This is a genomic window from Chloracidobacterium sp., from assembly GCA_016711345.1.
In the GTDB taxonomy this organism is placed as follows: domain Bacteria; phylum Acidobacteriota; class Blastocatellia; order Pyrinomonadales; family Pyrinomonadaceae; genus OLB17.
This window is the reverse complement of record JADJTD010000001.1, coordinates 3,319,037-3,345,000: the sequence shown is the minus strand read 5'-3', so window position 1 is coordinate 3,345,000 and position 25,964 is coordinate 3,319,037. Positions and strand designations below refer to the sequence as shown.

The window sequence follows — 25,964 nt, the reverse complement described above, 5'->3', positions numbered from 1 at the left end:
CGTCTTTCAAATTTTTGCGGCCATCAACATATCGATCAGTTCCCGCACCGCACCGCTCCCTCCGTCTTTCTGCGTTACATAGTGCGCGGCGGCCTTAACAGCTTCGTGAGCATCCCCAACGGCTATTGCCAGCCCAACCAGTGGAAACACCTCTGCGTCTGGCGTATCGTCGCCAATGAAGGCGACCTCTTCAGGTTCAACGTTCGCCGCCGCGATAATTTCTTTCAGAGCCGAGACTTTTTCTTTTCGGCCTTGCCAAATAAACTCGACACCAAGCTGCTTCATTCGCATTTCAACGATAGGAGAATTTCGCCCAGAAATAACTCCGGACCTAGAACCTGTATTGTGCCAATCAACTATTCCCTGTCCGTCACGGGCATGAAAGACCTTTAGTTCTTCTCCAACGGCGGAAAAATAAAGACGGCCGTCAGTGAGAACGCCGTCACAGTCCATTAATAACAATTTGATCTTCTTTGCACGGGCGCGAATATCCGCCAGCATATCATTTCCGACCATAGTTTAACGCACCTCAAACATATCGACCGCAGTCAGTTTCCATCCGGAAGCTGTTTTGGTTAATCGATAAACCGCCTTTCCCGTTTCGGAATTTTTGTTCAGTAGTTTCACACTCATTTCGGCTTCGACCAGAACGGTGTTTGCGTCTAGACGATCAACATATTTGATCTGAGTCAGCCATTGCTCGGTCGAACCTGAAACGCCGCCTGCGAATTTTCCAACCTCACCGGAAATTACCAATGCATCAATGCTAGCCTTTCTATTTGAGGTTGCAGCCTTATCAAATTCTGCAAAAAACGCCTTCACGGCTGGATCTACGACCGCCGATAATCCTAGACTATTTCGAATGTTCCTTGCCGCGAGGCTCGCGCCGTAATCGGCATCTATGCTGATCGCCGCATCCACAAATCTCAATGCCACGTCTTTTTGATTCGCGCGGCTCGCGATCTCGCCGAGTCCGACATTAGCCCACGCCAGGCTTCTCGAAGTCGGCAGTCTTTCATCCAGCACCGCACGAAATTCTTTTTCGGCCTCGGCATTCTTATTTTGTGCCAGCAATGAGCGGGCAAGCAATATCCGAAGGTCATCAAACCTTGGCAGATAACCTAGCAATTTTTTCGAGGTACTTTCCGCGGTGGCAAAATCCTGTTTGTCGAATAGCCGCTTGGCTGCGAGGAGTGGATCGCTGTCAGTTGATTCAATCGGCTTAACATCGTCAGAATATTCAGTCTGCGGATACAGTTTGTCCGAATCTATCTCGACCCTCACGATCTTACTGTTCGATTTGAAAGCAATTTCACCAAAACTCATCGCCTTGATCGTGGTCGGCGCAGTTATCATTTGGCCGCTGTCTGTTGTTGCGGTTACATCAACGGTTACATCGATCGCACCTGTGTTGCGAAGTGCTGACTTTGCATCCGTCCCACTCACCTGCGGCAGCCCGACGATCAAGTTCATATCCGTAACCTGATCGAAAAGATAATCCAGGACTTCTTTTTGCGGCGACAGAGCGGCACGAAGTTCGGCCAGGTTCAGATTGCCGTTCTGCATGTTTGCACGAACAATATTATTGAATTCTGCCGAACCTATTCGCTTAGCAAGTATCCTCCAAGCCATCGCACCTTTGTTGGCGACTTCCGGATAGTAAAAGTCGTCGAGTGGCGAAACCTTACTCATCGGCGAGTCACGCTTTGAAACAGCCGCGTATGAATTTCGCTGTCTTAGTCTCTCGACATCTGCAACTTCCTTGCCGTATTTGTTTTCAATAAATTCTGTCGCAACAAACCGCGACAAACCCTCAGTAATAACGCCGTAGCCTTCGCCTGTCACAGAGGCCGAATTGCCGATCCACAATTTCGCAGTTGCTTCAGCAAGGTTCATCGCTGTTTGTGAATCGATCTTTGAGCGGCGAAATACTGCTTCGTCAACGATCACAGTTCCGCCTCCGCTAAATCCGGAGCCTCGCCGTGAAGCAATTATTCTCAAAGGAGCATCCGGAGCCTTTCCAAAAATTCCCGCGACGAACAACCTAGCTTCAGACATCAGAACGGCCATTTCGGCAGCTCGCTTTTGGCTTTCAGTTCCTGAACCCTTTGGAATAAAAACAGACACCCCGTTTTGATCGGATGATTCCCAGTTTCCTGAAACAAAAAAAGGCTGGCCGTTAAGTTTTTGTTCAAATGCACGGCCGGTCTCGGTGCCGGACGAAACGACGGATTGACCATTTGTCGAGTTGACCTTTATTCGCACTTGAGCCGTGTCCGGGCCTTGTGTAAAGAACCAGCTATTCGGCGTTGGATACCAGTATGAGAGCGGCAGGAACTGCGCAGAGACCGGCGACAAAGAACTCGTTGCTGAGTTTTCTTTGACGTTGATTTTGTATTCGACCGTTACATTGACTATTGAATCCGGAGAAATTGATGACGGCCTTGTTGCGATCCGCTGAAGGTTTAGCGTTGAATTTATTTTTTCTTCACTCTTTACAAAATCGGCTGCCGCGTCGTTTATTTTTACCGATGTAATGTCTGCGGCAGTGGAAATTCTTAGAGTCAACGTCGAGGCAGACTTTCCCGAAACATTCTTTAGATTAAGTATCGCCTTGACGGCAATGCTTCGAGATCTTTCATCTTGAGGCAATGTCACATCGAGATCATACTTTTGAACCTGCCAAGTGGCAGAGGAGCGAATCGCATCCTGTCCATAAGTTGAAGAAAAAAGGGCAAGAACAAAAATTGCAATGATCGCGAAGAGTTTTGTTTTCATTGTTGAGTCGCTTGAGTTTTTTCGGCCGTATCTTCTTGTACTATTTCGTGGATCTGTTTTAGCTTGACTAGCAATTTCTCCAGTCGCGAAAGCGGCAGTTGATTCGGCCCATCGCTTGGGGCTTTTGCCGGATTGTCGTGAACTTCCATAAAAACAGCGTCCACACCGCAAGCAACACCGGCACGTGCAAAATCTTCGATGTATTCCGCTTGCCCGCCGGTTGCTTTCCCAAGTCCGCCCGGCAATTGCAGCGAATGCGTTACGTCAAAAACGACCGGCACCCCAAACGACCGCATTATCGGAAACGAACGAAGATCGACAACAAGATTATTGTAGCCAAAGCTGGCTCCGCGTTCAGTGAGCAGTATCTTTTCACAGCCCGCACCTTGCAGCTTTTCAACAATGTTCTTCGCGTCCCACGGAGCAAGAAATTGTCCTTTTTTCACATTTACAGCTTTACCCGATTTGGCTGCGGCAACAAGAAGGTCTGTCTGACGACAAAGAAAAGCAGGTATCTGCAAAATATCAGCAACCTCAGCGGTTTTCTCGACCTGCCAAGGTTCGTGAATATCGGTTATCACAGGAACGCCGATCTCATCTTTTACCTTTGCAAGCACTTCAAGGCCAAATTCCATTCCCTCACCACGAAAGCTCTCGATCGAACTTCGATTCGCCTTATCAAACGAAGATTTATAAACAAACCCAACACCGACGTGCTTACAAATATCATTGATCTCCTGCGCCATGAACATTGCATGCTGAGAAGACTCGACAACACACGGGCCGAGAATGAAGGACACATTGCCGTCGCCAAAATTTACTTTTCCAACTTCAAAAGCTTTCATAAAAGAACTACGAACGAACACAGATTAGCACAGATAAATTGAGTTCAAAATCTGCTCAACTGTGTCTATCTGCGGTTCAACTTATTCTTCACTTGCGATCTCGGCTCGCTCCGATATCTCGACCTGGGTGTCGCTCATCACGTCATGCTCAAGGTTTTCGCTTCTCAAACGGTTTGCCCACGCGGCCTCAACGAACGAGACAAACAACGGATGTGCGGCAAGCGGTTTTGATTTATATTCCGGATGAAATTGGCACGCAACGAAGTAAGGATGGTTTTCGCGTGGGAGCTCAACCATCTCAACAAATTTGCCGTCGGGCGAAACCCCGCTGAAAATGAGTCCTTCCTTTTCGAGCACGTTGCGATATTCCGGATTGAATTCGTAGCGATGACGATGCCGCTCACCGATCTCTTCTGCGTTATGGTAAATCTGTCGGGCAAGCGAGCCTTCCTTCAGCGTGCATTGCCAATTGCCCAACCGCATCGTGCCGCCAAGTTCATCGACATCGACCAGGTCGCGGAGTTTAAAGATGATCGGAAACGGCGTTTCCTCATTAAACTCCGTCGAATCAGCATCGCGCAGGCCGCACACATCACGTGCAAACTCTATGCAAGCCGTCTGCATTCCCAAACAAATACCAAAATACGGCGTTCCCGATTTGCGGGCATATTTTATCGCCCGGATCATTCCAGCGATGCCGCGTTTGCCAAATCCGCCGGGCACGAGGATCGCGTCAAAATCCTGAAGCTCATTCTCATAATCATCCTTCATCAGATTTTCCGATTCGATCCAATTTACGTTCACACGCAGGTTATTAGCGACACCCGCGTGCGTGAGTGCCTCTCGCAGAGACTTGTACGAATCTTCGAGCTCAACATATTTACCGACGATAGCTATACGCACTGATCCTTCCGAAGGATCTTTGATCGTTGAGACAAGCTCACGCCAGTCCTTGAGATCTGCGTTTGGAAACTCTTCTTTCAAGTGCAGATTGCTGACGATTAGATCATCTAGCCCTTGTTCGTGAAACGCGAGCGGCACTTCGTAGATGGTTCCAACATCGAGAGCAGATATCACTGCACTCTCCTGCACGTTACAGAATAGAGCTATCTTTCTACGCAGATCGACGGGTACAGGCCGGTCAGAGCGGCAAAGCAAAATGTCAGGTGCGATACCGATCTCACGCAGCTCTCGAACACTGTGCTGAGTTGGCTTTGTCTTAAGTTCGCCCGCCGCTGCGATGAAAGGAACGAGTGTCACATGAACAAAGATCGCGTTGTTGCGGCCTTCCTCATTGCCCATCTGCCTGATCGCTTCCATAAACGGCAGCGACTCGATGTCACCAACAGTTCCGCCGATCTCAACGATCAAAACGTCCGGATCGTGCATTGCCGTGACTTTTCGCACCGCCGCTTTTATCTCGTCAGTGATGTGCGGAATTACCTGGATCGTTTTGCCAAGATAATCGCCGCGACGTTCCTTTTCGATGACAGAAAGATAGATGCGGCCCGTCGTCCAGTTATTCGCTTGCGACAGCTTCGCGTGCGTGAACCGCTCGTAATGCCCAAGATCAAGATCGGTCTCAGCCCCGTCATCCGTCACAAACACCTCACCATGCTGAAACGGCGACATCGTACCCGGATCGACATTAATGTAAGGGTCGAGCTTCATCATCTGGACAGTGAGCCCGCGAGCCTCAAGCAGACAACCGATCGAACTCGCAGCCAAACCTTTGCCAAGGCTCGAAACAACACCACCGGTGACGAAAATGTATTTTGTTTTTTTCTCAGTCATCATTTCTTTCCTTATCTTTCATCTAAAATCTATCATCTATTCCGAAACAGAAAAAAGATCACAGATTTTCATTTAGGCCGCCCGCTTTTCCTTCACGTTTCTTCTTTTGATAGCGGCCCTCTTTCATTTGTGTAATAACCTCTTTGGCCTTGGCCTCTGACGGATTCATCAATTCGTTAAGTGCATTCATGCTCGCCCCAAGCATTGTCGTTCCTTCGGCGGCATTGCGTTCAAACTCGTCAGATGTTGTCATTCTGGGTTTGCTAAGCGCTCTCAAGCCGATCACCACTCCGACAATTAGCAAGATAAAAAATCCGAGTCCGATCCAGTCACCCATTTAGCCCTCGATCAATTTCCTAACGCGTTCAAGATCCGCCGGCGTATCGACGCCAATTGACGGGTCATCTACTTCAACAACCTTGATCTTTGCTCCATTCTCAAGCGCCCGCAACTGCTCGAGCATTTCGATCTTCTCAAGTTTTGACTGCGGTAATTTTGTAAATTCGAGCAAATATTCACGTCGATAAACATAAAGCCCGGTGTGTTTACGGAAAAGCGACATCAACTCAGGCTCGTTCAATATCGCCTTTTTTATATCACCGTCATATCTCATCGAAGCGTCACGTGGAAACGGGATTGGCGAACGCGAAAAATAAACCGCGTATCCATCGCCGTTTGTCACAACTTTCACGACATTTCCGTTCATTAACTCGTCCAGTTCGGTAATGGCCTCTGATGTCGTAGCAATATCGGCCGCAGGATCGTTGATAAAAGCCTCAACCGCCGCCTCGATAGTTCGCGGCGAGATCGTCGGCTCGTCACCTTGAACATTTACAATTATCGAGTCAGCAGGTAAATTTTCTGCAACCTCGGCGAGACGGTCGCTGCCAGATCGGTGTTCGGCTGAGGTCATCACCGCTTCGCCGCCGTTTTCCGTGACAACACTAAATATCCGTTCGTCATCGGTCGCAACTATTACACGAGCGACGTTCCGAGCCTTAGCCGCTTGCCCTAAAGTGTGTAAAATCAAAGGTTTCCCAGCAATCTCAAGCAACATTTTCCCCGGTAAACGCACAGACGAATAGCGTGAGGGAACAATTGCGATCACATTTTGTTGGGGATTTTTGCCGTGTAACTCCACGGGATTTTAGGTTATATCGTCTTGCTCCAAATCGCAAATACGAAACACCGAACTTGGAACTTCTTTGTTCTCTGGCTAAACTCTTTTAAGTGCAGAATATCAACCAGGGCGAGTATTATTCACGACTTCCCTTACCAGAAGAACCGACTGTGCCGGACAATGTAGCAAGTCCGGACAATCCGCCATGGACGGTTTTAGAAGCGACAGGCGTTTGGATCGCAAGCGTGTTTTTCATTCTGGTCATTCCGAGCATTTTCCTCCTTCCATATTTGGCCTCGCTCGACGTACCGATAACCGAGACTGACCAGATCGTCGAATTTGCCAAGACTGATCCCACATCTATCGTCTTACAGATCGTGGCCGTTATCCCGGCTCACCTCCTTACTCTCCTGGTTGCGTGGCTTGTAATTACACGCGTTCGGAAGTTTTCATTCCGCCAAATGCTCGGCTGGGAAAAAGGTGGATTTGCATGGTGGCACTATTGTATAATCCTTTTTGGGTTCCTTGCTGCTGCATCTCTTGTCAGCAGGTTCTTTCCTGAACAAGAGAACGATCTTCTCAGGATCCTGCAAAGTTCCCGCACCGCTGTTTACATCGTCGCCTTTTTAGCGACATTTACTGCTCCCTTAGTAGAAGAGGTCACCTACCGCGGCGTTCTGTATTCGGCTTTCCAACGTAAATTCGGCGTTCCAGCCGCATTTTTCTTCGTCACTTTTCTCTTTTCTGCGATCCATTGGCCGCAGTATTGGCCGAGTTATTCGACGATCTTTCTGCTTACGCTCCTCAGCCTGACACTCACGGCGATCAGGGTAAAAAGCAAGAATTTACTGCCATGCATTATTCTTCACACACTATTTAACGGGATTCAGTCGGTAATACTGATCCTTGAACCCTTTCTAAAATCGCTTGAAGGACAGGAACAAACCGCCGCGATCCTACGGTTTATCAGATAAGAAAGCCCACTTAGAGATCTTCAAAAAAAGCTGCTTCCACAGCGAAAAGGTAACAACCTTTCCATATTCTGCGTAATCTAAACTGAGCCTGAAAACGATCGGGCTTTGAACCACGACAAACCTAATGGCTACATATAAGGATCCTAATAACCATTTTGCACCGCTTGAGGTAATTGAGCGTTTGCTTGAGATCAGAGCGGAGTTGGGGTTTAGTGAGACGCTTTACCTCGACAGATCGCAGGAACTTACAGATTTTTTGGATGCGTATGGATTTGATATTTACGCGTTCTCGACAAAGAACGACAAGATAAATTACGACGACTATTCTACTCCGGTAGTTCCGGGCGGAGATAATCTACACTGTTCGATCACGGCTCATTAGTAAACAATTTCCAACAACTGAAGGAACGCGGGAAGCGTCTGTAGCCCGCACGTATGTAAGGGTTCTCGTATTAATTGCTGGAGCCCTTACTAACGTGCGGACCAATTACACGATTTACTGCGCCTTGATAATAAAGATCGTGCCATCATCATCGAGGAATTTCCGCTCGGTAAAATCGGCGACGCCCTTCCTTACATGATCTATTAATTGCTTGGCGGGCAAATTAACCTGAAGACCATCTAGGATACGTTTAGCGAGACGTTCCTGACCGTATTCTTCACCGGTCGGATTTGGCGCCTCGGTAATGCCGTCGGTGTATATGACAAGCACCTGATCTTCTTCAAACCGAATGAAATGCTGATGATAATGTGCGTCATCGAACATTCCTAACGGCACATCGCCATATTCAACAAATCTATATTCACCATTCGGCTTTATGAGCAGCGGCGGATTATGCCCCGCATTTGAAAAGACAAACGTCCGGTTTGTGTAATCGAGAATTCCATAGATCGCAGTGATAAATTTGTTATCCTCGATCGAGTCATAAAGCAAACTACTCACCTTAGAGAATGCGATGTGCGGAGCATATCCGATCTGAGCGCACGAACGCAGACTAGCTCGCAGAAACGACATCAAAAGAGCGGCCGGAATGCCCTTGCCAACTGCATCAGCAACAACGATCCCGATCTGATCGTCAAAGACCTTGACCCAATCGTAATAATCTCCCGAAACTTCTTCCGCGGGAAAGATGTAAGCACTGACGTCGAAATTGTCTATTTTCGGGTCGCTCGATGGCAGCAATTCAGTCTGAACCTGACGAGCGATCTCTAACTGAGCTTCTAAACGCTTCTTCTCAACGACTTGATCGTGCAGACGCACCTTTTCAATAATGATAGCAACCTGCGAAGTCAAAAGCTGAAGGACAGCAAGATCGTCATCGGAATACGCATCGAGACCGTCGCTTTCGAGATCAAATACGCCTATGACCTTGTCGTTTGAGATGATCGGAGCAAGCATCTCAGAACGGGTCTGTTCGCGGGCGGGAAAGTACCGGCTGTCTTTGCTTACATCATGCGAAATGATCGGCTTGCCTGATTGGGCGACGGTTCCCAGAAACCCTTCGCCCATTTTCAAACGTGGCTCGATCAACTCAAAACTGATCTTGTATCCGCGGATGACCTTCGATTTGAAAATATATGGATCTTTGTTCTCGGGGCTGAATTCGATCAAATAAATTCCCGCTGCGTCGTAAGGCAACAACGAACCGAGCGTATCCATAACAAGATTGAGCACCTCGTCCAGATCGAGCGAGCGACTGATGGTCTTGGTTATGTCGAGTAGCATTCGCAGCTTATCGACCGTCGACAGCTTTTCGTTAGCTGTATTTTTTTGATTAACCTTGTCGGCCATACTCACTCGCCCTGAAAAACCTTGTCACTGTAAGTTTCCCATAATCGTGAAACCTTGATCCTATACTCTACCAAAGCACGGCTCACATAAAAATGCCGGGCGATCTCCGCTACCGTCTTGCCATGTTCAACCATACGGCGAAGAGCGGTGTATGGAACAAGCGCGGCTGCACCCGTCGAATAAGCCTCTTCTTCTATTGCGTGGTTATAGTCGCGGGCGATAATCTTGCCTTCTTTGTTACGATTTTCGATCGCGAGTCGGCTAGGTTTATGGCCGAGAAAAACGTGAGATATCTCTTCCATCAATGTAGCAGCATGGCGATTTTTACCGTGCGTCGGATTTAGGATTATTAGTTTTCTGCCGTCAGGAAGAGTCTGAGAAGCAGCTCCACCGGACCACGCTTCTTTACCGCCGCCGAGAAGATGCTCGACCGTTTCAGGACTTAAAGCTTCGATCTCTTCGAAAGGAATTACCAAAAGATTGGCATAATACGCCAATTCAAAAGGGTCAAGCCGCTCATCGTCACGTCTAAGCCCCGCAAACTCACGAAGCCCAAGTGCTCGTATTTCGTATTGCCGTCCTTTTTGTGTTGGGGGTATGTCAAATGAATCCACGGCTTTGGCTTTTACTCCGCATTCCGCACTCCGAATTCCGCATTAACTAGACTTCTTTATATTCGGAATCAACATCCTCGCTCGACAGAGCAACTCGATAGTTTTTTGATTGCTTCTGTTTTGTGATAAGTAGATCGTCTTTGGTTTTTAATAGATCGGCTCGGTTGTAAACCGAGAGTTCGAAGTTGTAGCCATGAGTGATCGCGTCCTTAGGGCAGGCCTCGACGCAGAATCCGCAAAAGATGCAGCGGCCGTAATCGATGTTATATACCTTGGCATAACGCTCATCGCGTCCTACGCGTTCTGCATAAGGCCTTGCATCGTCTTGTGCTTCGATATAAATACAGTCCGAAGGGCAAGCCGCTGCACACAGATAACATGCCACGCATTTTTCCTTTCCGTTCTCGTCAACATGCAGCAAATGCTGGCCGCGATAGCGCGGCTGTACCGTGATGGGAACATCAGGATATTGCACCGTCCATTTTGCACGCGGTATCTCCGAGATCGTGCGCTTCATGCCTTTGATGACAGCAACGGTAGATTTGATTACGTCTGTGACAACTGACATAGAGGTGAATTACTAAAAGCTGTTGCCCACAACTCCGGCAAATGCTCCTAAAACGTACAGGATAATTACGACAATTCCAACAAGGATGCTAATTCCACCCGTAATAATGCCGCCCATTGCCAATCCGGCTCCACCGTAATTAGCTGGGTCAGAATTTGCTTTGCCGCGTGCAATAAAGCCCATGACGATCGCCGCTATTGCAGGTACAAACCAGCTGCAGCATATCAAGCTCAAAATTCCACATACGAGCGACACGATCGCCAGCGTTTTATTCTCACCGCCTGCACCCGCGCCAGCCGGCGGAGGCTGAAAAGGTGTATTCGAACCGATCTCCTGATTTTGCCATACTGCATCAGGTGCAGGCGGCGGTGACCATTCGGCTACGGGTGCGGGTTCCTGGAAAGGCAACGCCGTTGGGTCCGAGAGAACCGTTTCCATTTCGCCCATGGGTGGAGCAGACGGTTCGACAGGGCTGTCCGGCATACCAAATGGAGACGGCGGCGGAGCTGCGTCAGCTTGGCCTGACGACTCAGCGGCAAGAGCTTCTTTCAATTCCGACTCCGAGACATACATAGTCTTGAGCGGGTCCATACCCGGCAACTCAAGCACCTCATCAGGCGGAGCGATCGGTATCGAGCCGGTCGTTTCATGTATCGCCGGTTCCGCGGCAGGTATAAGCGACTCTCCGGCAGCGGTCTCTTCCACCGAGGCTTCCGCCGTAGGGCCTTCAACAGGAGCGTCTTCAACAGCTTCAGTAGTTTTGTCCGCCGACGGGTCAAATTTATACCCGACAACCGTAGCATACGGATCGAACGCAGCTTCCTGTTCCACAAGTTCTGCTCCATCGATCTGGCAAAACTTTAACGAATCCTCAAATTCCTTTCCGCAAGTCGGGCATTTTTTCATAATAGTTTAGAGTGCGGGCTTTAGCCCGTTTCTTTTACAGTATTACAAACACTAATTTGAATGACGAAGCATGCGCTCGATCCCTTTCGGACATTATACAGAATACACGCTAAAGCCCGCACTCTGAACTAAACGAGTTCAAGTTTACTAAAGAAATAAGCGATCTCGATAGCCGCATTCTCGTCCGAATCCGAACCGTGAACAGCATTTTCGCCGATCGACGAAGCAAAATCCTTGCGGAGTGTTCCTTCCGCGGCATCGGCCGGATTCGTAGCTCCCATCAACTCGCGCCAAGCGGGAACCGCATTCTCTTTCTCAAGCGCAAGCACGACACAAGGCCCGCTCGACATAAATTCACAAAGCTCGTCAAAAAAGCCCTTACCAGCGTGAACTGCATAAAAGCCCTCAGCCTGCTTTCGCGTCTGATGAATAAGTTTCATCCCCCTGATCTTAAAACCAGCACCCAAAATGCGGTCAACGATCTTCCCCTGATTCCCCACCCGAACCGCGTCGGGCTTTATGATTCCAAATGTTAAATTGCTCATTAATTAAATAATTCCTAAATTGTATTTTTTATCCAGCTTAAAAGATCACAATCTTCTCCCGCACGATGTCTTTAAGCGGGATCTCAACTCGTTCGATCAATCTGATCAGAGGTTCATCGTCCGGTTCGTACGGAAAGTTAAAAGTCAGCTTAGTGTTGTCGGTCGTTAAAAGTGGTTGACCTTTTTCGTTTTTTCTGGGAAAAAAGAATAGCGCAACGGTTCCGGAGTGGGTCTGAGGGGAAAAATTTCCCAGGGTTCGTCTCTCCCCTTTTTCGTTGCTCAAATAAATTAATTTTACCCGCCGTTGTATTGTCACCTGATTTCTCAGAGTTCGACTGTCGCCGCCGATCGCAATGATGTAAAACTTCTCGCAAAGCTGGCATTCCATACTGCTTTTATATTTCTTATTAAATGCGGCTTTGTCCTTTGCATTCATCGCATCATATTTTTCGTTTAATTGCAGTTTTCTGATCTTGGCAAGGCGAACTGTCAATGCAGATTCGAGCGTAAATGTTGAATAGAGTTCGCTCACGATCGTTCCAATACCACCACCAGGGAAACTATCGACATTCCGCCCCTTCATCCGCCAACTCCAAGCGGAGTTTTCTAGAATGCTTTTAACTTCAGCGTCAGTCCATTGGTCGACCGGAATGGATTCCCATCCATTATTCGAATCCTTGGTCTGCGCCGATACACAACGACCAAAAGCGAGAATCACAAGACATAAAATCCCGGTGCTTATAAAACAAACTCTGGACATATGATCACTCACTTTAGGCCCCAGTGGAAATGCCGATGACCTCGACAATCGCTTTACCAATATCAGCCGGAGATTCGACCACGCGGATTCCTGCGTCTTTCAACGCCGCCATTTTCTCCGCCGCAGTTCCCTTGCCGCCCGAAATAATCGCACCGGCGTGGCCCATTCGACGGCCGGGAGGTGCGGTTTGCCCAGCGATGAAGGCGACTATCGGCTTTGTGACGTTAGCTTTTGCGTAGGCAGCGGCTTCTTCTTCTGCCGTGCCGCCGATCTCGCCGATCATTACGATGGCGTCTGTTTCTTCGTCGGCTTGGAACAATCTCAAAGCGTCGGTGTGATTCGTCCCGATTATCGGGTCGCCGCCGATGCCGATAGCGGTCGATTGTCCGAGTCCGAGCGCGGTCAATTGGCCGACCGCTTCATAAGTCAGCGTACCGGAGCGTGAAACAACACCGATTCGGCCTTCTTTGTGAATATGTCCCGGCATGATGCCGATCTTGCATTTGCCGGGCGAGATGATGCCTGGGCAATTTGGCCCGATCATTCGCGTTGCTAAGTGGTTGCTGAGATATTCGTGTACTTTGACCATATCGGCGACCGGAATGCCTTCGGTGATCGCGACCACAAGCGGTAATCCAGCATCAGCGGCCTCCATAATAGCGTCAGCGGCAAAAGCGGGCGGCACATAGACGACAGAAGCATTGGCTCCCGTTTCACGAACAGCATCCTCGACCGTATTGAAAACCGGCACACCTTCATGCGTCGTTCCACCTTTGCCGGGCGTGACACCGCCAACGACATTTGTGCCGTAGTCACGCATCTGCAGCATGTGAAACGTGCCTTCTTTTCCCGTAATTCCCTGAACGATCAGGCGTGTGTTCTTATCGACTAAGATGCTCAATGCAAGTCTCCTGTTTTGGCTAAGTTGAGTAAAACAAAGGCAAAGTATAGCACGACCCCCAAAGACCTGCGCAATCGGCAGCGGATAATTCATTCGCCCGCAAATAAAGCTTCTCTGTCAGAACCGTGAGCGATAACGACCGGATTTCTGACCGGATCTTCCTTAAACATCCGGAAGTTTCTATTCCATTTTCGGTCAATTCATGCTATCTTATATATGCAACGCCGTGTTGCATACAGCATGATATTTGATAATTCAAGTCATAGGTTCCGCCAAACCATCATCAACTTTTCCTCGAACTCGATTAGTCCGCGTTCCAAGAAGAAAATCAGTAAATCCAACATGCCGATTGCCGTAACCTGAGTATTTACAGCAGTTTACGAATTCAGTGGCACAATACGGTTTTTTTTCGGAAAAACGCGGAACGCTGCTCAAAAAACGCTGTAACTCCAATAAAAATGGACACTTGCACGTTCCACTATCGAGTGGAACGCAAGTGGAACGGAGTCAGTAAAAAACTGTCGGAACAGCGGTACAGGACGATTTCAGATTTCAGATTTTAGATTGCGGATTTATGAAAAAAACGCAGGGACAACGGGACATCCGAAGATTTATCAGAACTATCTGCGGTCTATTTACGTTTGAATCCCTGTAACTAGCCCGTTTTCATATGCGCCAGATTTATTCATTCTACACAGATGCGTTCTGGATCGCCGTCAAGTCGCTCCTTGAGCATAAACTCCGCGCGTTCTTGACGTTGATCGGAATTATCATTGGTGTCGCCGCTGTGATCGTCGTTGCGGCTTCGATCAGCGGGCTCAAGACATACGTCGTGGAAACAGCCTCGAAGGTGCTGGGCTCGGATCATTTTATGATGACCCGCATGGCGTCGATGGGACGCATGGCGGACGAAGAGTTCGAGCGGCGCAATCGACGCAATAAGGACATAAAGTGGGATGAATATGAGTATGTTCGCGACAATTGTCAACTCTGTGCTCATGTAGGTGCTCAGGTAAACAGCGGCGCTGATCTTACTCATGACGGTATTGAAATGCCCTCAACCCGTATCATGGGCGTAACCGCCAATATGGCAGAGATCGAGGATAAAACGATGTCCGAGGGCCGTTTCATGAGCACCGAAGAATCGAACCGCATTACCTACGTCTGCATCATTGGCAACGACGTCAAGGAGAAATTTTTTCCTACAGGCTCGGCTATCGGCCAGGAGATCAAGATTCGTGGTGTTCCTTTAACGATCATCGGTGTCGAGGAAAAACGCGGTTCGTTCTTTGGCGATTCGCAGGACCGCCACATTTATATTCCTATCACGCTGCACGGCCAGATGTTCGTTAGAACAGGCGGGCTGCAGCTTCACGGCAAATCTCTGGACTCGGAAGTTTTTAAGGACTCAATAGAGGAAGCCCGCCAGCTTTTGCGCAATCGACGACAGTTGATCGGCAGCGACGAAGACACCTTCGGCGTTGTCAATGTAGATGACTTCAATTCGACAATGGATCAGATCACGGGCATGATCGCAGGCGTTGTATTGCCTATCACCGGCATCATCCTTGTGGTCGGCGGCATTGTCGTAATGAACATTATGCTCGTCTCAGTTACGGAGAGAACCTTCGAGGTTGGCCTGCGGAAAGCTTTGGGAGCAACACGAAAACAAGTACTCCTTCAGTTCCTGATCGAATCGTCGTTGCTGTGCATCGTCGGCGGCATATTTGGCTTGTTACTAGCCTTGGTAGCAACACAGATCGTCGGGTACGCACTCGGCATTACTATGACCATAGAAATGTTCTACATCATTGTGTCGATTTTGGTGTCTAGCAGTATTGGGATCATTGCAGGACTTTATCCCGCATGGAAAGCGTCACGCCTCGACCCTATCGTTGCTTTGACGCAAAGCTAGGTGAGATCGGTATGAATATCAAAAACTCATTACCAGTCGAAGTATTTAAGATGGCCATGGACAGCATCATGGGCCATAAGTTTCGTTCGGCTCTGACGATCATCGGTATTGTAGTCGGTATAATCACGGCAGTCGTTGTAGCGTCGATCCTGACCGGGATGCGTCAGTCGATAGTAGCGATCGTAGAGGAATACGGAACGAACAATATTTACGCATTTCACCTTTCTATGGGTGACGGGCCGCCGAACCGCGACGAGCGCAACCGCAAGCCCTTCACGGATGCCGATGTCGATGCCTTGTTATCACAATCCGCCACGATAGAAGACATTGCTGTGGCAAATCCAGGGATAGGCAATTACGGACCGAGCTTTGACGACAATCTGACATACGAGGGCCGCAACTACCGCTGGGCGCAATGCGACGGCGTTTCGACGAATTACGATCAGGTGCTTAACCTCACGGTACGCGAGGGCCGCTGGCTGACCGAAGCCGACGATCAGCAGCGACGAAAAGTGCTAGTGATCGGGGTTGACGCACGCGAAGCGCTGTTTCCCGATCCGGACGATTCGCCTATTGGAAAGGTGGTTCGGATGAATGGAGATACCTGGGAGATCATCGGTGTTCTGGAAAAAAGAAAGGCGGGTTTCTTTGGTGAGAACGAGGAGGACCGCAAAGTTTTTATGCCCTACCGTACGTCCCGCAAGGTTGCGCCGCTTCGTGATTATCTTCTGATGACGATCCAGGCGAAGAATGGGCAGTTGAACGATGCCGCAGCCGAGATCGAGGGGATCATGCGCCAACGCCGCGGCGTCAAGTACGAGGAAAAAAACGACTTCGACCTAAAAACTGCCGATGCATTCATCGCACAGTTCGATGGCATTATTGGAGGAGTCGGCATTGCGGCAATAGCCATCTCATGCCTTGGATTGCTCGTAGGAGGCATCGGCGTCATGAATATAATGCTTGTATCGGTAACGGAACGAACAAAAGAGATAGGCATCCGCAAAGCCATTGGAGCAACCAAGGGAGCGATCGTACTCCAGTTTCTCCTCGAAGCAATGACGCTCACTTTCTTCGGCGGCATCATTGGCGTCGTAACGGCGATAGGTATAAGCAATCTGATAATGCTGCTGGTCCCAAGCCTTCCCGCGCAGGTACCGCCGTGGGCAGTGATCACAGGCCTTGCAGTGTCCGTCGGTGTCGGTTTGGTGTTTGGCGTTCTGCCGGCAAGAAAAGCGTCGCGGCTCGATCCGATCGAATGCCTACGCTACGAGTAGTCCGTTATATTCTTGTTCTTTGACAATTAAAAAGCCGGTCCCGGCTTATTTCCTGCGGGATCATAATTACAAACGACAATTGTTTTCCAATTGCCGGGAGTATTGCGATTAATACCGCAGCCTATTCGGGCAGTCTTTCTCCATACGATCTGAGTATAGTGAGTGCAAACCTATCCCGCTCTGCATTTGCCTGTCTTGTTGTCCCAGTTTGGCTTCTCAAGCATCCATCTGTTCACTGCGGCGACTGCAGCCGCATCGCGTGCTGCCGAAACAAAAATGCTCTCGCCGAATATCGTGTCATCCCGATGCTCAGCAACGCCCCGTGTGGCCCAAGTCTGTGCGAAGTCGGCCAACTTGCAATCCCAAGTGAGCTGCGGAAGGTTGAGGCCGGCTCGAACCAGATTATGAACATTCAAAATCTCGATCATCTCGCCTCGCGTCAGTCCGTTTGCTCCGGCGCATTTTGGCATGCGTTTGTCCGAGGCTTGAGCAATTGCCTGCGACACGCCGAGACAAGTCATCAACAACAAAAACATCGTAACCGCTATTTTCGAATTAAGCTTCATTCACATTTTGACCTAACAAATGCAAAGTCGATCCCCTTATCCTTTTCATTAATTTTACCCTCGATCCTGGCTGCAAGTTTGTTCACTCCGGCATTACGATAGATCACGCGATGTGGAAAATCATTCTGTAGATTTTCGAAGACCATCTCTCCTACATTCGCTGATTTCAGCGCAAACGGAGTTGCCTGCGCAGCATTAGGCAGTTGGGCAAAAAACTTGGCCGAGTCATTTTCCTGCACGATCCTCATAAATTCCCATGAAACGAGTTTTCCCTTCTTAACGGTTCTCCCGATACCGAACAAAGCTCCTCCTTCGGAACTGGTCCATTGCTCAGATGTAACGGTCCCTTTCGGTTCATTTCTCATTTCCCAACAGCCCGTAAGCCACTTAACACTCGCGACATCAATCTTGGCCTGAGCAAATGCCGACGATGACACCATAACCATACCTAAAATAACCGCTGCAAACTTAAACTTCATAAATATTCTCCTTTCCCTAAAAAGGGCATCACTGATAATAGATGGTCAGGTTCGGGCATGTATTGTAAAAAACCGACAAGCTCAGGTATTCAGAAAGTGTCCGGAAAACACGAGGTCGCGCCCGAAATATTCAGTCGGCGTAACACCCGAAAAATTTCGAAAATCTTTGATCATATGGGCCTGATCATAATAGCCTGCCTTAAGAGCACCATCGAGCAATGTGGAATCATTTGAGCCAATTGCGTCGAGAAATGTCTGAAATCTAATTATCCTTGCAAACAGTTTCGGCGACAGTCCGATCTGCTCGTTAAACGCCCGTTCGAGCCGCCGCTCAGACCAGTTTAGATATGCGGCACAATCGCCGACCGACATCGATCCGCTTGCGGAACGCTGTGCTGAGACACACGATCTCATTTCCATGCTCACAGCCGTTTCGCCAAAAGCTGAGAAAAAGTCCTCAAAGATCACTATCCGTGCATTGAAATCCGCAGCCGCGGCAAGCTTTTCGAACAACTCGTCTTCACGACTTCCTAAGATACTCCGGAGATCGATGATCTGGTCACGTATCTCCGCCATTGAAATGCCCAGTAACGCTGAACCGGCTTCGGGACGCAGGCGAACGCCGAATATATCAGTATCACCGCTCGGCCCGATCGAAAGCCGCGTCGTTAGTTGTCCGGCAACGATCGATCTTGGCTGAAATTGGGTAAAACCGTCCGCGAAATAAGTCACGAATCGATCGCAAAAATCGAAAATTAACTCGACGCTGCCGTCCGGCAAAACAGGTTCCGGTTCGCCAGACATTTCGTCACGGCCGTAAGAAAGCTCCCAGTACGACTTGACCAAAAAGGCGGCACTACCGTTAGATTTTGATTCGGAATATTTCATTACAATAGTTCGATGGTTTCTTCATACTGCGGCACAACTACATTCCATCCGAATCTGTCGCGGATGTGTCCTGCCATTGCCTCGGCGGCCTCAGGCTCGCCGTGGGTCGTGAAAACCATCTTGGGTGCGTTGGACAATCCGCTAAGCCAGCGTAACACTGCCTTCCAATCGGCATGAGCGGAAAAGCCTTCGACCTTTTCGATATGGCAATTGACCGGAACCCAATTTTTCATAATGCGAACTTCCCGCTCGCCGTCCTGAATTCGACGGCCCGCAGTTCCGGCTGCCTGATAGCCAACAAAAATTATCGTCGCATTCTCATTTGGCAGTATTCGCATCGCGTGATGCAGAACGCGGCCGCCTGACAGCATTCCCGAAGCCGAAATAATAATGCGTGAGCCTTTCATCTCATTTAACTTCTTTGATTCGTCACGGCTCGAAGCAGTTGTCATAGACGCGGTCCGCAAAGGATGCTTTTTGCCCGCGAGTATTGAGGCATATTCGCGGTCGTGTTCCTCATGCCAACGATTATAAATTTGCGTCGCCTGCGCTGCCATCGGCGAATCAACAACGACCGGCAAGATCGGAATGCGTTTCTGCTCCTCAAGTTCGCGGATCATGTAGAGCACTTCTTGCGTGCGTCCAACAGCAAACGCTGGTATCAAAATCGGGCCGTCGCGTTTGGCAGCATCGTTTATGATCCGTGCCATTTGCGTTTCCGAATCGACTTCGCCGTGCAGACGATCTCCATAGGTCGATTCGCACATCAGATAATCGCAATCCGGCGGCGTCGCAGGGTCTTTAACGATCGGCTGATCGTAATGTCCAAGATCACCCGAGAACAGAAAACGAATGCTGTCGCTGCGGGCGGAAACGCGACTGTTAAGGAGCGTGCCTTCAGCCGAGTATGCACGCTCGTTCACACTCGCGTCTCCGCCCGTACTCATCTCCACCAACACAAGACTCGCTCCCATGATATGCCCGGCGACCATAAAGCTCGCCCTGATGCCTTCGCAAATGTCGTAAGGCTGGCCGTCGTTAGGCACTGGCCGCAATTTCTGGAGCGTCGCACGCGCGTCATCCTCATCATAAAGCGGCAATGCCGGAGAATGACTTGTAAGGTCGTGACGATTGCGATAGTCCGCTTCCTCTTCCTGCAAACGTGCAGAATCCGGCAAAAGGACCTTCAATAGATCGCCGGTTGCCCTTGAAGTCGTGATTTCCCCGCCAAATCCTAGTTTAACAAGCCTCGGCAGCCAACCCGTATGGTCGATATGCGCATGAGTGATAATTACCGCATCGATCTCGCGCGGATCGAACGGCGGATCTTGCCAGTTACGTGCGCGGATCTCCTTCAATCCCTGAAACAGACCGCAATCGACAAGTATCTTTTTGCCGTTATGCTCAAGCAAATACTTGGAGCCCGTAACAGTCCCGACACCGCCATAAAATGTTATCTTCGCCATTGCCTCAATATACAAGGCAAAAGCTTAAAAACCAAAAGTCATCAATTAATTGACTAGCTCGTGAGGGAACCATAGAACTTTGTTGGGTTCGGACGATTTGGATTGTTCTTTTCTTGAACGAGCGGTCGTTACAAGGCCTTTCGGAGTTTCACAATCGGTGCCAAAAGCAGCCCAGCCAAAATATAGTTCTACCTCGACAGATTCGCTCTCATTGATCTTCAGCTTTCTGCCAAAAAATCCCGTGCTAAGTCTCGCGATCACCTCGTGAGCTATCTCTTTGGATGCAGTCGGCAAAATAACTAAAAATTCGTCGGACGAAGCTCGCGATAGAAAATCCATCTGCCGCAGGTTGTCCTTGATGATCTTTGACGCGATGCTCAGAACCCGGTCGCCGGTCACATGTCCAAACCTTTGATTGATCTCGTCGAAATTTTTAATATCAATGGCAAGAATCGTCAGCGGTCTGGCTTCTGGATTACGCTGCGTCTCAGCTATTTGATTTTCGAGAAACAGATAGAACGCGCGTTCATTCGGCAGGTCGGTTGTTCCGTCGGTCAGAGCGTTTGCGAGGCTTCGTTCTAGTGCAATAGAGCTCAAAACCAAAGGAGCCGCTCGCACGCCGATCGCTTCGAATAGCGAAGACTCCCTTTCGCTTACATTGTTATTCTCATCAAAATAGAGACACAAAACACCGAAAGGTTCTACGCCATTTAGCAATGGTATTGCGACAATTGAACCAATGCCCTCGATGTCGTTGCCTGCCGACTGTTCGATCTCGACGCAACGCCGTGAAAAACAAATTCCGACCGATGCGTCGCTCAACACGTGCGTTCTATGTTTAATAGCGTCGGCATCAGGGCCGTCGGTCTCGGCGACACGAAGATGCGATCTAGTTTCGTCCAGCAGAAAAAGTGCAGACGTGCGAAATTTTGCAAGTTGCCGGATCCTACTCGAAACAAGCCTGAACATATCCGCCTTCTTGATCGAACCGGAAAAAAATTCGCTCGCTTCCTCCAAAGCTCGAAGGCCCTCTGTGGCAGGCAATGTGCGATCCGCATTTGATCCTGCGGAAGCATGGGGCGAAGAATGACGACGCTGCCAAATATGGAGGCCGACACAGGCTAGCAAAAATCCTGCCATAATGCCGGAAAATCCGCGAGTTTTTGCTTCGATCGAAAATTGTGAATTTGCCAAAACAAAAGCGAGAAAGATCGAACACATTGCCGCAATAACAAAAACGACCTGATAAAAGGTGTCTGTGCGCGTAGTACTTCCCTGCGTGGGCTGGTCTTCAAAATTTGTCATTTTCTGGTCAAAAGCGGGAAAAATGTGGTGAAAACGGGAATTATTTCCCTCCTTTTAAACTAACTTTTTAGGCGAATCAAAGTCAATATCTTTATTTATTGACCAATAAACATAGGCATCCCATCAAAAAACGTCAAAAGGCAAGAAAATAGACAATAAAAATTATCAAAAAATAATGATTTTTGGGCAATTTTAGGGTTGACTATTGCTCATATAACCAATATATTGACGTTTGCCTTGAAAAAGAAAGAGTTCAGGGCAAAACGGCTGTGTCCGATCAGTCGAACGTTTAGTAATAGTAATTTAATCTTTGAGTTAATAAGACAGGAGTTTGAAAAATAAAATGAAAAAAGTAATCTTACTTTCGACAGTTCTTGGTTTGGGTGCACTTGGCATGGCTTGCGGCGAAGCGCCTGCAAACAACACACCAGCCGTCAAACCGGCAGCTAACGCAGCTATGAATGCTGTTAACACTGCTGTGAACACAGCACAGGTTGCTGCTAACACAATGGCAAATGCAGCTAACTCGATGGCTAACGCTATCAAGCCTGCTACCAATGCAGCTCCGGTTAATGCAGCGAAAGCACCGGCAGCAAATGCAACAAACGCAAACGCAACAAAGAAATAGTTCTTGCGTCTTAGACGTTTTTGAAAAAGCACTTGTCTTCGGACAAGTGCTTTTTCTTTTGCATATGAGTCTATTGGTTAAGCTAGCAACTCATTCACTTCAGTCTCAGTCGTCGCCGGTCGTTGGCAAACAAAATTCTCACAAACATAGACCGTTGGTTTACCTTCAACCATTTGACGATCTTTTAGCAGCGGAATGACCCCCGCGTCCGACGCTGGTTCCGCTGACAATGCAATGACCGTGTCCGGCAAGTATCTGGCGAGAATGATGCGTTCCATTTCATTCCCCTTCGCTCCTAACACCGCAATTTCTTTTGTAGCGGCGAGATGAAATTCCATCGCGGACAAAGCCCGCCCGAAACCTTGCGGATATCTCCGCAACTGCGACGCCGTCAACCTTAACACTGTCACCGCAAATCGTTCATACCTGTCGTCACCCAGCAATTTGGCCAATCTCAACAGCACATCAGCAGCAACAGAGTTTCCTGACGGCGTTGCGTTGTCATAAAAGTCCTTATTGCGGACGATCAACTCTTCGTGATCGTTCGATGTAAAGAAAAACCCGCCGTTTTCTTCATCCCAAAACTCCGTGATCATTAGATCCGCCAGTCGCCTTGCCTCAGTCAAATATTTGACCTCACCAGAAACTTTGTAAAGCTCGATCAATCCGTCCGCAACATTCGCGTAATCTTCAACATAACCGTTCAGTTTTGCCGTTCCATCTTTCCAAGTTCGCTGCAGCCGCCCGTCCTTCTGCAACTGCGTGAGAATGAAATCGGCATTGCGCTTTGCAATTTCTAGATAGTCATCGTTGCCGAGCACGGCCGCCGCGTCAGCAAATGCCGCCAGCATCAGGCCGTTCCATGCCGTCAAAACCTTTTCATCGCGATGCGGCTTGATCCGCATTTCTCGCTCGGCAAATAGCTTTGCACGCATGTCAGCACCGGGAGCGGCCGCGACTGGGTTCTTAACATTCAGAATATTCTTCCCTTCAAAGTTTCCGTTCGACGTCACATCATAATACTCACAAAATGTTCTGCCCTCTTCATCGCCTATCACCTCCGCGATCTCTTCCGACGTCCAAACAAAGAACTTACCTTCTTCGCCCTCACTGTCAGCATCCTGAGTCGAATAGAAGCCACCGCTCTCGTCAAGCATTTCACGCCGTACATATTCAAGCGTTTCAATAGCTATTCGTTTGTAAAATTCATTGCCTGTCACCTGATATGCATGCAAATATACGCGTATTAACTGAGCATTGTCGTAGAGCATCTTCTCAAAATGCGGCACAAGCCAGATCGCATCGACAGCATAGCGATGAAAGCCTCCGCCAAGCTGATCGTAGATGCCGCCGCGAGCCATTTTGTCGAGAGTGTAGGTCACGACCGACAAAGCCATGTCATCGCCAGTCCGGTAATGATATCGAAGTAAAAATTCCAGCGACATCGCAGGCGGAAATTTGGGAGCTCCGCCAAAACCACCGTTCACCGTGTCGAACGTACGCGAAAAACTCGAAAACGCTGCATCCAACAGGTCAGTTGAGAGTCCGCCCGAAACCGACTCGACAATACTTAGCCGCTGCAATTCACCGACAATATCGTTTGCCGAATTTTCTAACTCATCCCGTTTAGTCTTATACGCCTCGGCGATGCTCATTAAGATCTGCTGCCAACTCGCCATTCCATATCGCGGTGCGGGCGGGAAATATGTGCCGCCAAAAAACGGCCGCTTGTCCGGAGTCAGAAACACATTCATCGGCCAGCCGCCGCGTCCGGTCGTCAGTTGAACGAAATTCATGTAGATCTGATCGACGTCGGGCCGCTCTTCCATATCGACCTTGATGTTGACGAAATGCTCATTCTGTATAGCAGCCGTGGCCTCATCTTCAAACGACTCATGCTCCATCACATGACACCAATGGCACGCCGAATAGCCGATGCTGACCAACAGAGGCTTGTCCTCAGCCTTGGCTTTCTCAAAAGCCTCTTCGCCCCACGCATACCAGTCGACAGGGTTGTGAGCGTGCTGGAGCAGATACGGACTAGTCTCGTTTATGAGACTATTTGTAAATTTTTTGGAAATTTGCATAATTACATTGTTTCACGCCCAACCGCATTTTTGAAACTCGACTTACTTTCTGCTATATTAACGGCATCATTTCCTATGACCTCACGTTGCATTTCAAAACTCCGTCCTATGAAGCAGCGAGCGAATCTCTTCGCCGGTGACTAATTCTCCGTTCAGAGTTCAACCCTCAATTTGTCTTCGTTTTCAACCAAAGACACGATAAATCGTGCACTCTAAACATAAGGAGAAAAGATCATGACACCGACACAAGAATTACAAAGACCGTCAATTAAAACTGAGTTGCCAGGACCAAAGTCCCGCGAGATCATCGACGCTGATTCCCGCTACGTCACGCCGAGTTATCCACGGCCCGATTACAAACTGGTTGTCGATCACGCAAGCGGCGTTTGGATCACCGATCCTGATGGAAATACCTTTCTCGACTGTAATGCCGGCGTCGCCGTCTGTTCGACGGGCCATTGCCATCCGGAGATCGTTGCTGCTATTCAGAAACAAGTCAGCGAGTTGATCCATCTTTGCGGCACCGATTTCTATTACAGGCACATGCCGGAGCTTGGAAAGAAGCTGGAAGAGATCTGCCCGATCGAAGGACCAACGAGAACCCATTTCGGCAACAGCGGTGCCGAAGCAGTCGAAACGGCTTTGAAAGTCGCGACGTATCATACACGACGACAGAAATTCATCTCGTTTTTCGGATCGTTCCATGGTAGAACACTTGGGGCATTGAGTCTGACCTCTTCTAAAAAGGCACAGCGTCTTGGTTTTATGCGGCAGGCACTCGATGTCGTTCACATTCCATATCCAAACAAATTCCGACACTTCGCGACCGATATGCCGACTGACGAAGCCACGATAACACGCGACGTCGTCAAATGGATCGAAAAGCGTCTTTTCCAAACAACAACGCCGCCTGAAGAAGTAGCTGGCATCGTCCTCGAAGTCGTTCAGGGCGAAGGCGGCTACATTCCTGCACCGCTCGCGTTTGTTAAAGAGTTAAGACGAATCTGCGACGAAAACGGTATCATGCTCATCATTGACGAGGTGCAGTCGGGAATGGGCCGCACTGGCAAGATGTTCGCCCTAGACCATTATCCCGGCGTAAAGGCAGACATTATGTGTCTTGCGAAAGGACTTGGCTCAGGAATGCCTATCGGTGCCTGCATCGCCCGAGCCGACATCATGGATTGGCACAAAGGTGCTCACGCCTCAACGTTCGGCGGCAATCCGGTCGCATTGACCGCTGCTCTTAAAACTATCGAGTTGCTGCAAGGCGGCCTAGTTGATAACAGCCGTGATGTTGGAGCTTATCTCGAAGAGGGTCTGCAAAAACTGGCTCAAAAATACGATTGCATCGGCGACATTCGCGGTTTTGGTATGATGCTCGGTGTAGAATTCGTAACCGATAAAGTGAGCCTCACACCCGCTCCCGAACTCCGCGACGCGATCGAAATGGAATGTTACAAACGCGGCCTGATCATTCTAGGCTGCGGCCATAACTCGATCCGCTGGTCACCGCCTTTGATCCTTGCAAAGGAACATGTCGATGTTGCTTTAGAAATATTCGACGAAGCGATCGCCGCTTCTGTATAGCACAACTAATATATTTGATAAAGAAATTGGGGCTGCGTTCAACAAAGATCGCAGCCTTATTAGTTGGCCAACCTATAGCTTCCTCACGAAAAGGAAGCGGTTCCGATAGTCGGAACCGCTTGGTGAATTGACTCAGAATGCAGGAAAATATGGGTATTTTGGATGG

26 protein-coding genes are annotated in these 25,964 nt (G+C 49.0%); 6 read left to right on the top strand and 20 right to left on the bottom strand.

The genetic code is table 11. The features are described 5' to 3' along the window. Positions 1-6: 6 nt before the first annotated feature. The 6 genes from IPL32_14005 to kdsB form a co-directional block, all read right to left on the bottom strand. Positions 7-516 (bottom strand): HAD hydrolase family protein, encoded by a 510-nt coding sequence (locus IPL32_14005; GenBank protein ID MBK8466939.1) that lies wholly within the window; start codon positions 514-516, stop codon positions 7-9. A 3-nt stretch (positions 517-519) separates the two neighbouring features. Beyond that, a complete protein-coding gene (locus tag IPL32_14000; protein ID MBK8466938.1) occupies positions 520-2,778 on the bottom strand; it encodes a hypothetical protein in 2,259 nt (752 codons plus the stop codon). Then, positions 2,775-3,623 (bottom strand): 3-deoxy-8-phosphooctulonate synthase, encoded by an 849-nt coding sequence (gene kdsA / locus IPL32_13995; protein MBK8466937.1) that lies wholly within the window; start codon positions 3,621-3,623, stop codon positions 2,775-2,777. Before kdsA ends, IPL32_14000 begins: the two co-directional genes overlap by 4 nt. Before the next feature lie 81 nt (positions 3,624-3,704). Further along, complete coding sequence (locus IPL32_13990; GenBank protein MBK8466936.1) at positions 3,705-5,417, bottom strand: CTP synthase; 1,713 nt, start codon at positions 5,415-5,417, stop codon at positions 3,705-3,707. Positions 5,418-5,475: 58 nt separating this feature from the next. Further along, positions 5,476-5,754, bottom strand: coding sequence for a hypothetical protein (locus IPL32_13985; GenBank protein MBK8466935.1), 279 nt, complete (start codon positions 5,752-5,754; stop codon positions 5,476-5,478). Further along, positions 5,755-6,558 (bottom strand): 3-deoxy-manno-octulosonate cytidylyltransferase, encoded by an 804-nt coding sequence (kdsB, locus tag IPL32_13980; protein MBK8466934.1) that lies wholly within the window; start codon positions 6,556-6,558, stop codon positions 5,755-5,757. Between the two features lie 89 nt (positions 6,559-6,647). Between kdsB and IPL32_13975 the strand changes: the two genes are divergently transcribed. Both IPL32_13975 and IPL32_13970 read left to right on the top strand, forming a co-directional pair. After that, positions 6,648-7,511: a CPBP family intramembrane metalloprotease gene (locus IPL32_13975; protein MBK8466933.1), complete on the top strand. Its 864-nt coding sequence runs from the start codon at positions 6,648-6,650 to the stop codon at positions 7,509-7,511. Between the two features lie 124 nt (positions 7,512-7,635). Then, on the top strand, positions 7,636-7,893 hold the full coding sequence (locus IPL32_13970) for a hypothetical protein (GenBank protein ID MBK8466932.1): 258 nt from the start codon (positions 7,636-7,638) through the stop codon (positions 7,891-7,893). Positions 7,894-8,007: 114 nt separating this feature from the next. On the opposite strand, the gene IPL32_13965 is transcribed toward IPL32_13970, so the two are convergent. From IPL32_13965 to sucD, 7 genes are all read right to left on the bottom strand, one after another. Further along, complete coding sequence (locus IPL32_13965) at positions 8,008-9,303, bottom strand: SpoIIE family protein phosphatase (protein MBK8466931.1); 1,296 nt, start codon at positions 9,301-9,303, stop codon at positions 8,008-8,010. Positions 9,304-9,305: 2 nt separating this feature from the next. Beyond that, positions 9,306-9,917 (bottom strand): ImmA/IrrE family metallo-endopeptidase, encoded by a 612-nt coding sequence (locus IPL32_13960; GenBank protein MBK8466930.1) that lies wholly within the window; start codon positions 9,915-9,917, stop codon positions 9,306-9,308. Positions 9,918-9,963: 46 nt separating this feature from the next. After that, positions 9,964-10,485 carry an NADH-quinone oxidoreductase subunit I gene (locus IPL32_13955; protein MBK8466929.1) on the bottom strand — a complete coding sequence of 174 codons (522 nt, stop codon included), beginning with the start codon at positions 10,483-10,485 and terminating at the stop codon, positions 9,964-9,966. 12 nt (positions 10,486-10,497) lie between these two features. Beyond that, positions 10,498-11,391: a DUF4190 domain-containing protein gene (locus tag IPL32_13950; GenBank protein ID MBK8466928.1), complete on the bottom strand. Its 894-nt coding sequence runs from the start codon at positions 11,389-11,391 to the stop codon at positions 10,498-10,500. Between the two features lie 128 nt (positions 11,392-11,519). After that, entirely contained in the window at positions 11,520-11,936 is a 417-nt protein-coding gene (gene ndk, locus IPL32_13945) for a nucleoside-diphosphate kinase (protein ID MBK8466927.1), read from the bottom strand. 37 nt (positions 11,937-11,973) lie between these two features. Further along, the gene (locus tag IPL32_13940) at positions 11,974-12,519 is read right to left on the bottom strand and encodes a hypothetical protein (protein ID MBK8466926.1); all 546 of its coding nucleotides are present in this window, start codon (positions 12,517-12,519) and stop codon (positions 11,974-11,976) included. A gap of 190 nt (positions 12,520-12,709) precedes the next feature. Continuing rightward, positions 12,710-13,597 (bottom strand): succinate--CoA ligase subunit alpha, encoded by an 888-nt coding sequence (sucD, locus tag IPL32_13935; protein ID MBK8466925.1) that lies wholly within the window; start codon positions 13,595-13,597, stop codon positions 12,710-12,712. A 670-nt stretch (positions 13,598-14,267) separates the two neighbouring features. Between sucD and IPL32_13930 the strand changes: the two genes are divergently transcribed. After that, a complete protein-coding gene (locus tag IPL32_13930; protein MBK8466924.1) occupies positions 14,268-15,512 on the top strand; it encodes an ABC transporter permease in 1,245 nt (414 codons plus the stop codon). An 11-nt stretch (positions 15,513-15,523) separates the two neighbouring features. Next, a complete protein-coding gene (locus IPL32_13925; GenBank protein ID MBK8466923.1) occupies positions 15,524-16,789 on the top strand; it encodes an ABC transporter permease in 1,266 nt (421 codons plus the stop codon). Positions 16,790-16,815: 26 nt separating this feature from the next. Here IPL32_13925 and IPL32_13920 read toward each other — a convergent pair whose 3' ends face one another. The 6 genes from IPL32_13920 to IPL32_13895 form a co-directional block, all read right to left on the bottom strand. Next, entirely contained in the window at positions 16,816-16,938 is a 123-nt protein-coding gene (locus IPL32_13920; GenBank protein MBK8466922.1) for a hypothetical protein, read from the bottom strand. 21 nt (positions 16,939-16,959) lie between these two features. After that, a complete protein-coding gene (locus tag IPL32_13915) occupies positions 16,960-17,355 on the bottom strand; it encodes a hypothetical protein (GenBank protein MBK8466921.1) in 396 nt (131 codons plus the stop codon). Beyond that, a complete protein-coding gene (locus IPL32_13910) occupies positions 17,352-17,834 on the bottom strand; it encodes a hypothetical protein (GenBank protein MBK8466920.1) in 483 nt (160 codons plus the stop codon). Before IPL32_13910 ends, IPL32_13915 begins: the two co-directional genes overlap by 4 nt. A gap of 81 nt (positions 17,835-17,915) precedes the next feature. Continuing rightward, positions 17,916-18,722 carry an AraC family transcriptional regulator gene (locus IPL32_13905; GenBank protein ID MBK8466919.1) on the bottom strand — a complete coding sequence of 269 codons (807 nt, stop codon included), beginning with the start codon at positions 18,720-18,722 and terminating at the stop codon, positions 17,916-17,918. Further along, a complete protein-coding gene (locus IPL32_13900) occupies positions 18,722-20,188 on the bottom strand; it encodes an MBL fold metallo-hydrolase (GenBank protein ID MBK8466918.1) in 1,467 nt (488 codons plus the stop codon). Before IPL32_13900 ends, IPL32_13905 begins: the two co-directional genes overlap by 1 nt. A 45-nt stretch (positions 20,189-20,233) precedes the next feature. Continuing rightward, entirely contained in the window at positions 20,234-21,493 is a 1,260-nt protein-coding gene (locus IPL32_13895) for a GGDEF domain-containing protein (protein ID MBK8466917.1), read from the bottom strand. Positions 21,494-21,836: 343 nt separating this feature from the next. Between IPL32_13895 and IPL32_13890 the strand changes: the two genes are divergently transcribed. Continuing rightward, on the top strand, positions 21,837-22,121 hold the full coding sequence (locus IPL32_13890; GenBank protein MBK8466916.1) for a circumsporozoite protein: 285 nt from the start codon (positions 21,837-21,839) through the stop codon (positions 22,119-22,121). A 77-nt stretch (positions 22,122-22,198) separates the two neighbouring features. On the opposite strand, the gene IPL32_13885 is transcribed toward IPL32_13890, so the two are convergent. Next, positions 22,199-24,208 carry a thioredoxin domain-containing protein gene (locus tag IPL32_13885; protein ID MBK8466915.1) on the bottom strand — a complete coding sequence of 670 codons (2,010 nt, stop codon included), beginning with the start codon at positions 24,206-24,208 and terminating at the stop codon, positions 22,199-22,201. A 234-nt stretch (positions 24,209-24,442) separates the two neighbouring features. Here IPL32_13885 and IPL32_13880 point away from each other — a divergent pair, with 234 nt between their 5' ends. After that, positions 24,443-25,798, top strand: a complete 1,356-nt coding sequence (locus IPL32_13880) for an acetyl ornithine aminotransferase family protein (GenBank protein MBK8466914.1) — start codon at positions 24,443-24,445, stop codon at positions 25,796-25,798. Positions 25,799-25,964 lie beyond the last annotated feature (166 nt).

Coding starts and splice junctions, on each gene's coding strand:
- IPL32_14005 (MBK8466939.1), bottom strand. CDS start 516: ATGGTCGGAAATGATATGCTGGCGGATATTCGCGCCCGTGCAAAGAAG.
- IPL32_14000 (MBK8466938.1), bottom strand. CDS start 2,778: ATGAAAACAAAACTCTTCGCGATCATTGCAATTTTTGTTCTTGCCCTT.
- kdsA (MBK8466937.1), bottom strand. CDS start 3,623: ATGAAAGCTTTTGAAGTTGGAAAAGTAAATTTTGGCGACGGCAATGTG.
- IPL32_13990 (MBK8466936.1), bottom strand. CDS start 5,417: ATGACTGAGAAAAAAACAAAATACATTTTCGTCACCGGTGGTGTTGTT.
- IPL32_13985 (MBK8466935.1), bottom strand. CDS start 5,754: ATGGGTGACTGGATCGGACTCGGATTTTTTATCTTGCTAATTGTCGGA.
- IPL32_13970 (MBK8466932.1), top strand. CDS start 7,636: ATGGCTACATATAAGGATCCTAATAACCATTTTGCACCGCTTGAGGTA.
- IPL32_13965 (MBK8466931.1), bottom strand. CDS start 9,303: ATGGCCGACAAGGTTAATCAAAAAAATACAGCTAACGAAAAGCTGTCG.
- IPL32_13955 (MBK8466929.1), bottom strand. CDS start 10,485: ATGTCAGTTGTCACAGACGTAATCAAATCTACCGTTGCTGTCATCAAA.
- IPL32_13950 (MBK8466928.1), bottom strand. CDS start 11,391: ATGAAAAAATGCCCGACTTGCGGAAAGGAATTTGAGGATTCGTTAAAG.
- ndk (MBK8466927.1), bottom strand. CDS start 11,936: ATGAGCAATTTAACATTTGGAATCATAAAGCCCGACGCGGTTCGGGTG.
- IPL32_13940 (MBK8466926.1), bottom strand. CDS start 12,519: ATGAAGGGGCGGAATGTCGATAGTTTCCCTGGTGGTGGTATTGGAACG.
- IPL32_13930 (MBK8466924.1), top strand. CDS start 14,268: ATGCGCCAGATTTATTCATTCTACACAGATGCGTTCTGGATCGCCGTC.
- IPL32_13925 (MBK8466923.1), top strand. CDS start 15,524: ATGAATATCAAAAACTCATTACCAGTCGAAGTATTTAAGATGGCCATG.
- IPL32_13915 (MBK8466921.1), bottom strand. CDS start 17,355: ATGAAGCTTAATTCGAAAATAGCGGTTACGATGTTTTTGTTGTTGATG.
- IPL32_13910 (MBK8466920.1), bottom strand. CDS start 17,834: ATGAAGTTTAAGTTTGCAGCGGTTATTTTAGGTATGGTTATGGTGTCA.
- IPL32_13905 (MBK8466919.1), bottom strand. CDS start 18,722: ATGAAATATTCCGAATCAAAATCTAACGGTAGTGCCGCCTTTTTGGTC.
- IPL32_13900 (MBK8466918.1), bottom strand. CDS start 20,188: ATGGCGAAGATAACATTTTATGGCGGTGTCGGGACTGTTACGGGCTCC.
- IPL32_13895 (MBK8466917.1), bottom strand. CDS start 21,493: ATGACAAATTTTGAAGACCAGCCCACGCAGGGAAGTACTACGCGCACA.
- IPL32_13890 (MBK8466916.1), top strand. CDS start 21,837: ATGAAAAAAGTAATCTTACTTTCGACAGTTCTTGGTTTGGGTGCACTT.
- IPL32_13885 (MBK8466915.1), bottom strand. CDS start 24,208: ATGCAAATTTCCAAAAAATTTACAAATAGTCTCATAAACGAGACTAGT.
- IPL32_13880 (MBK8466914.1), top strand. CDS start 24,443: ATGACACCGACACAAGAATTACAAAGACCGTCAATTAAAACTGAGTTG.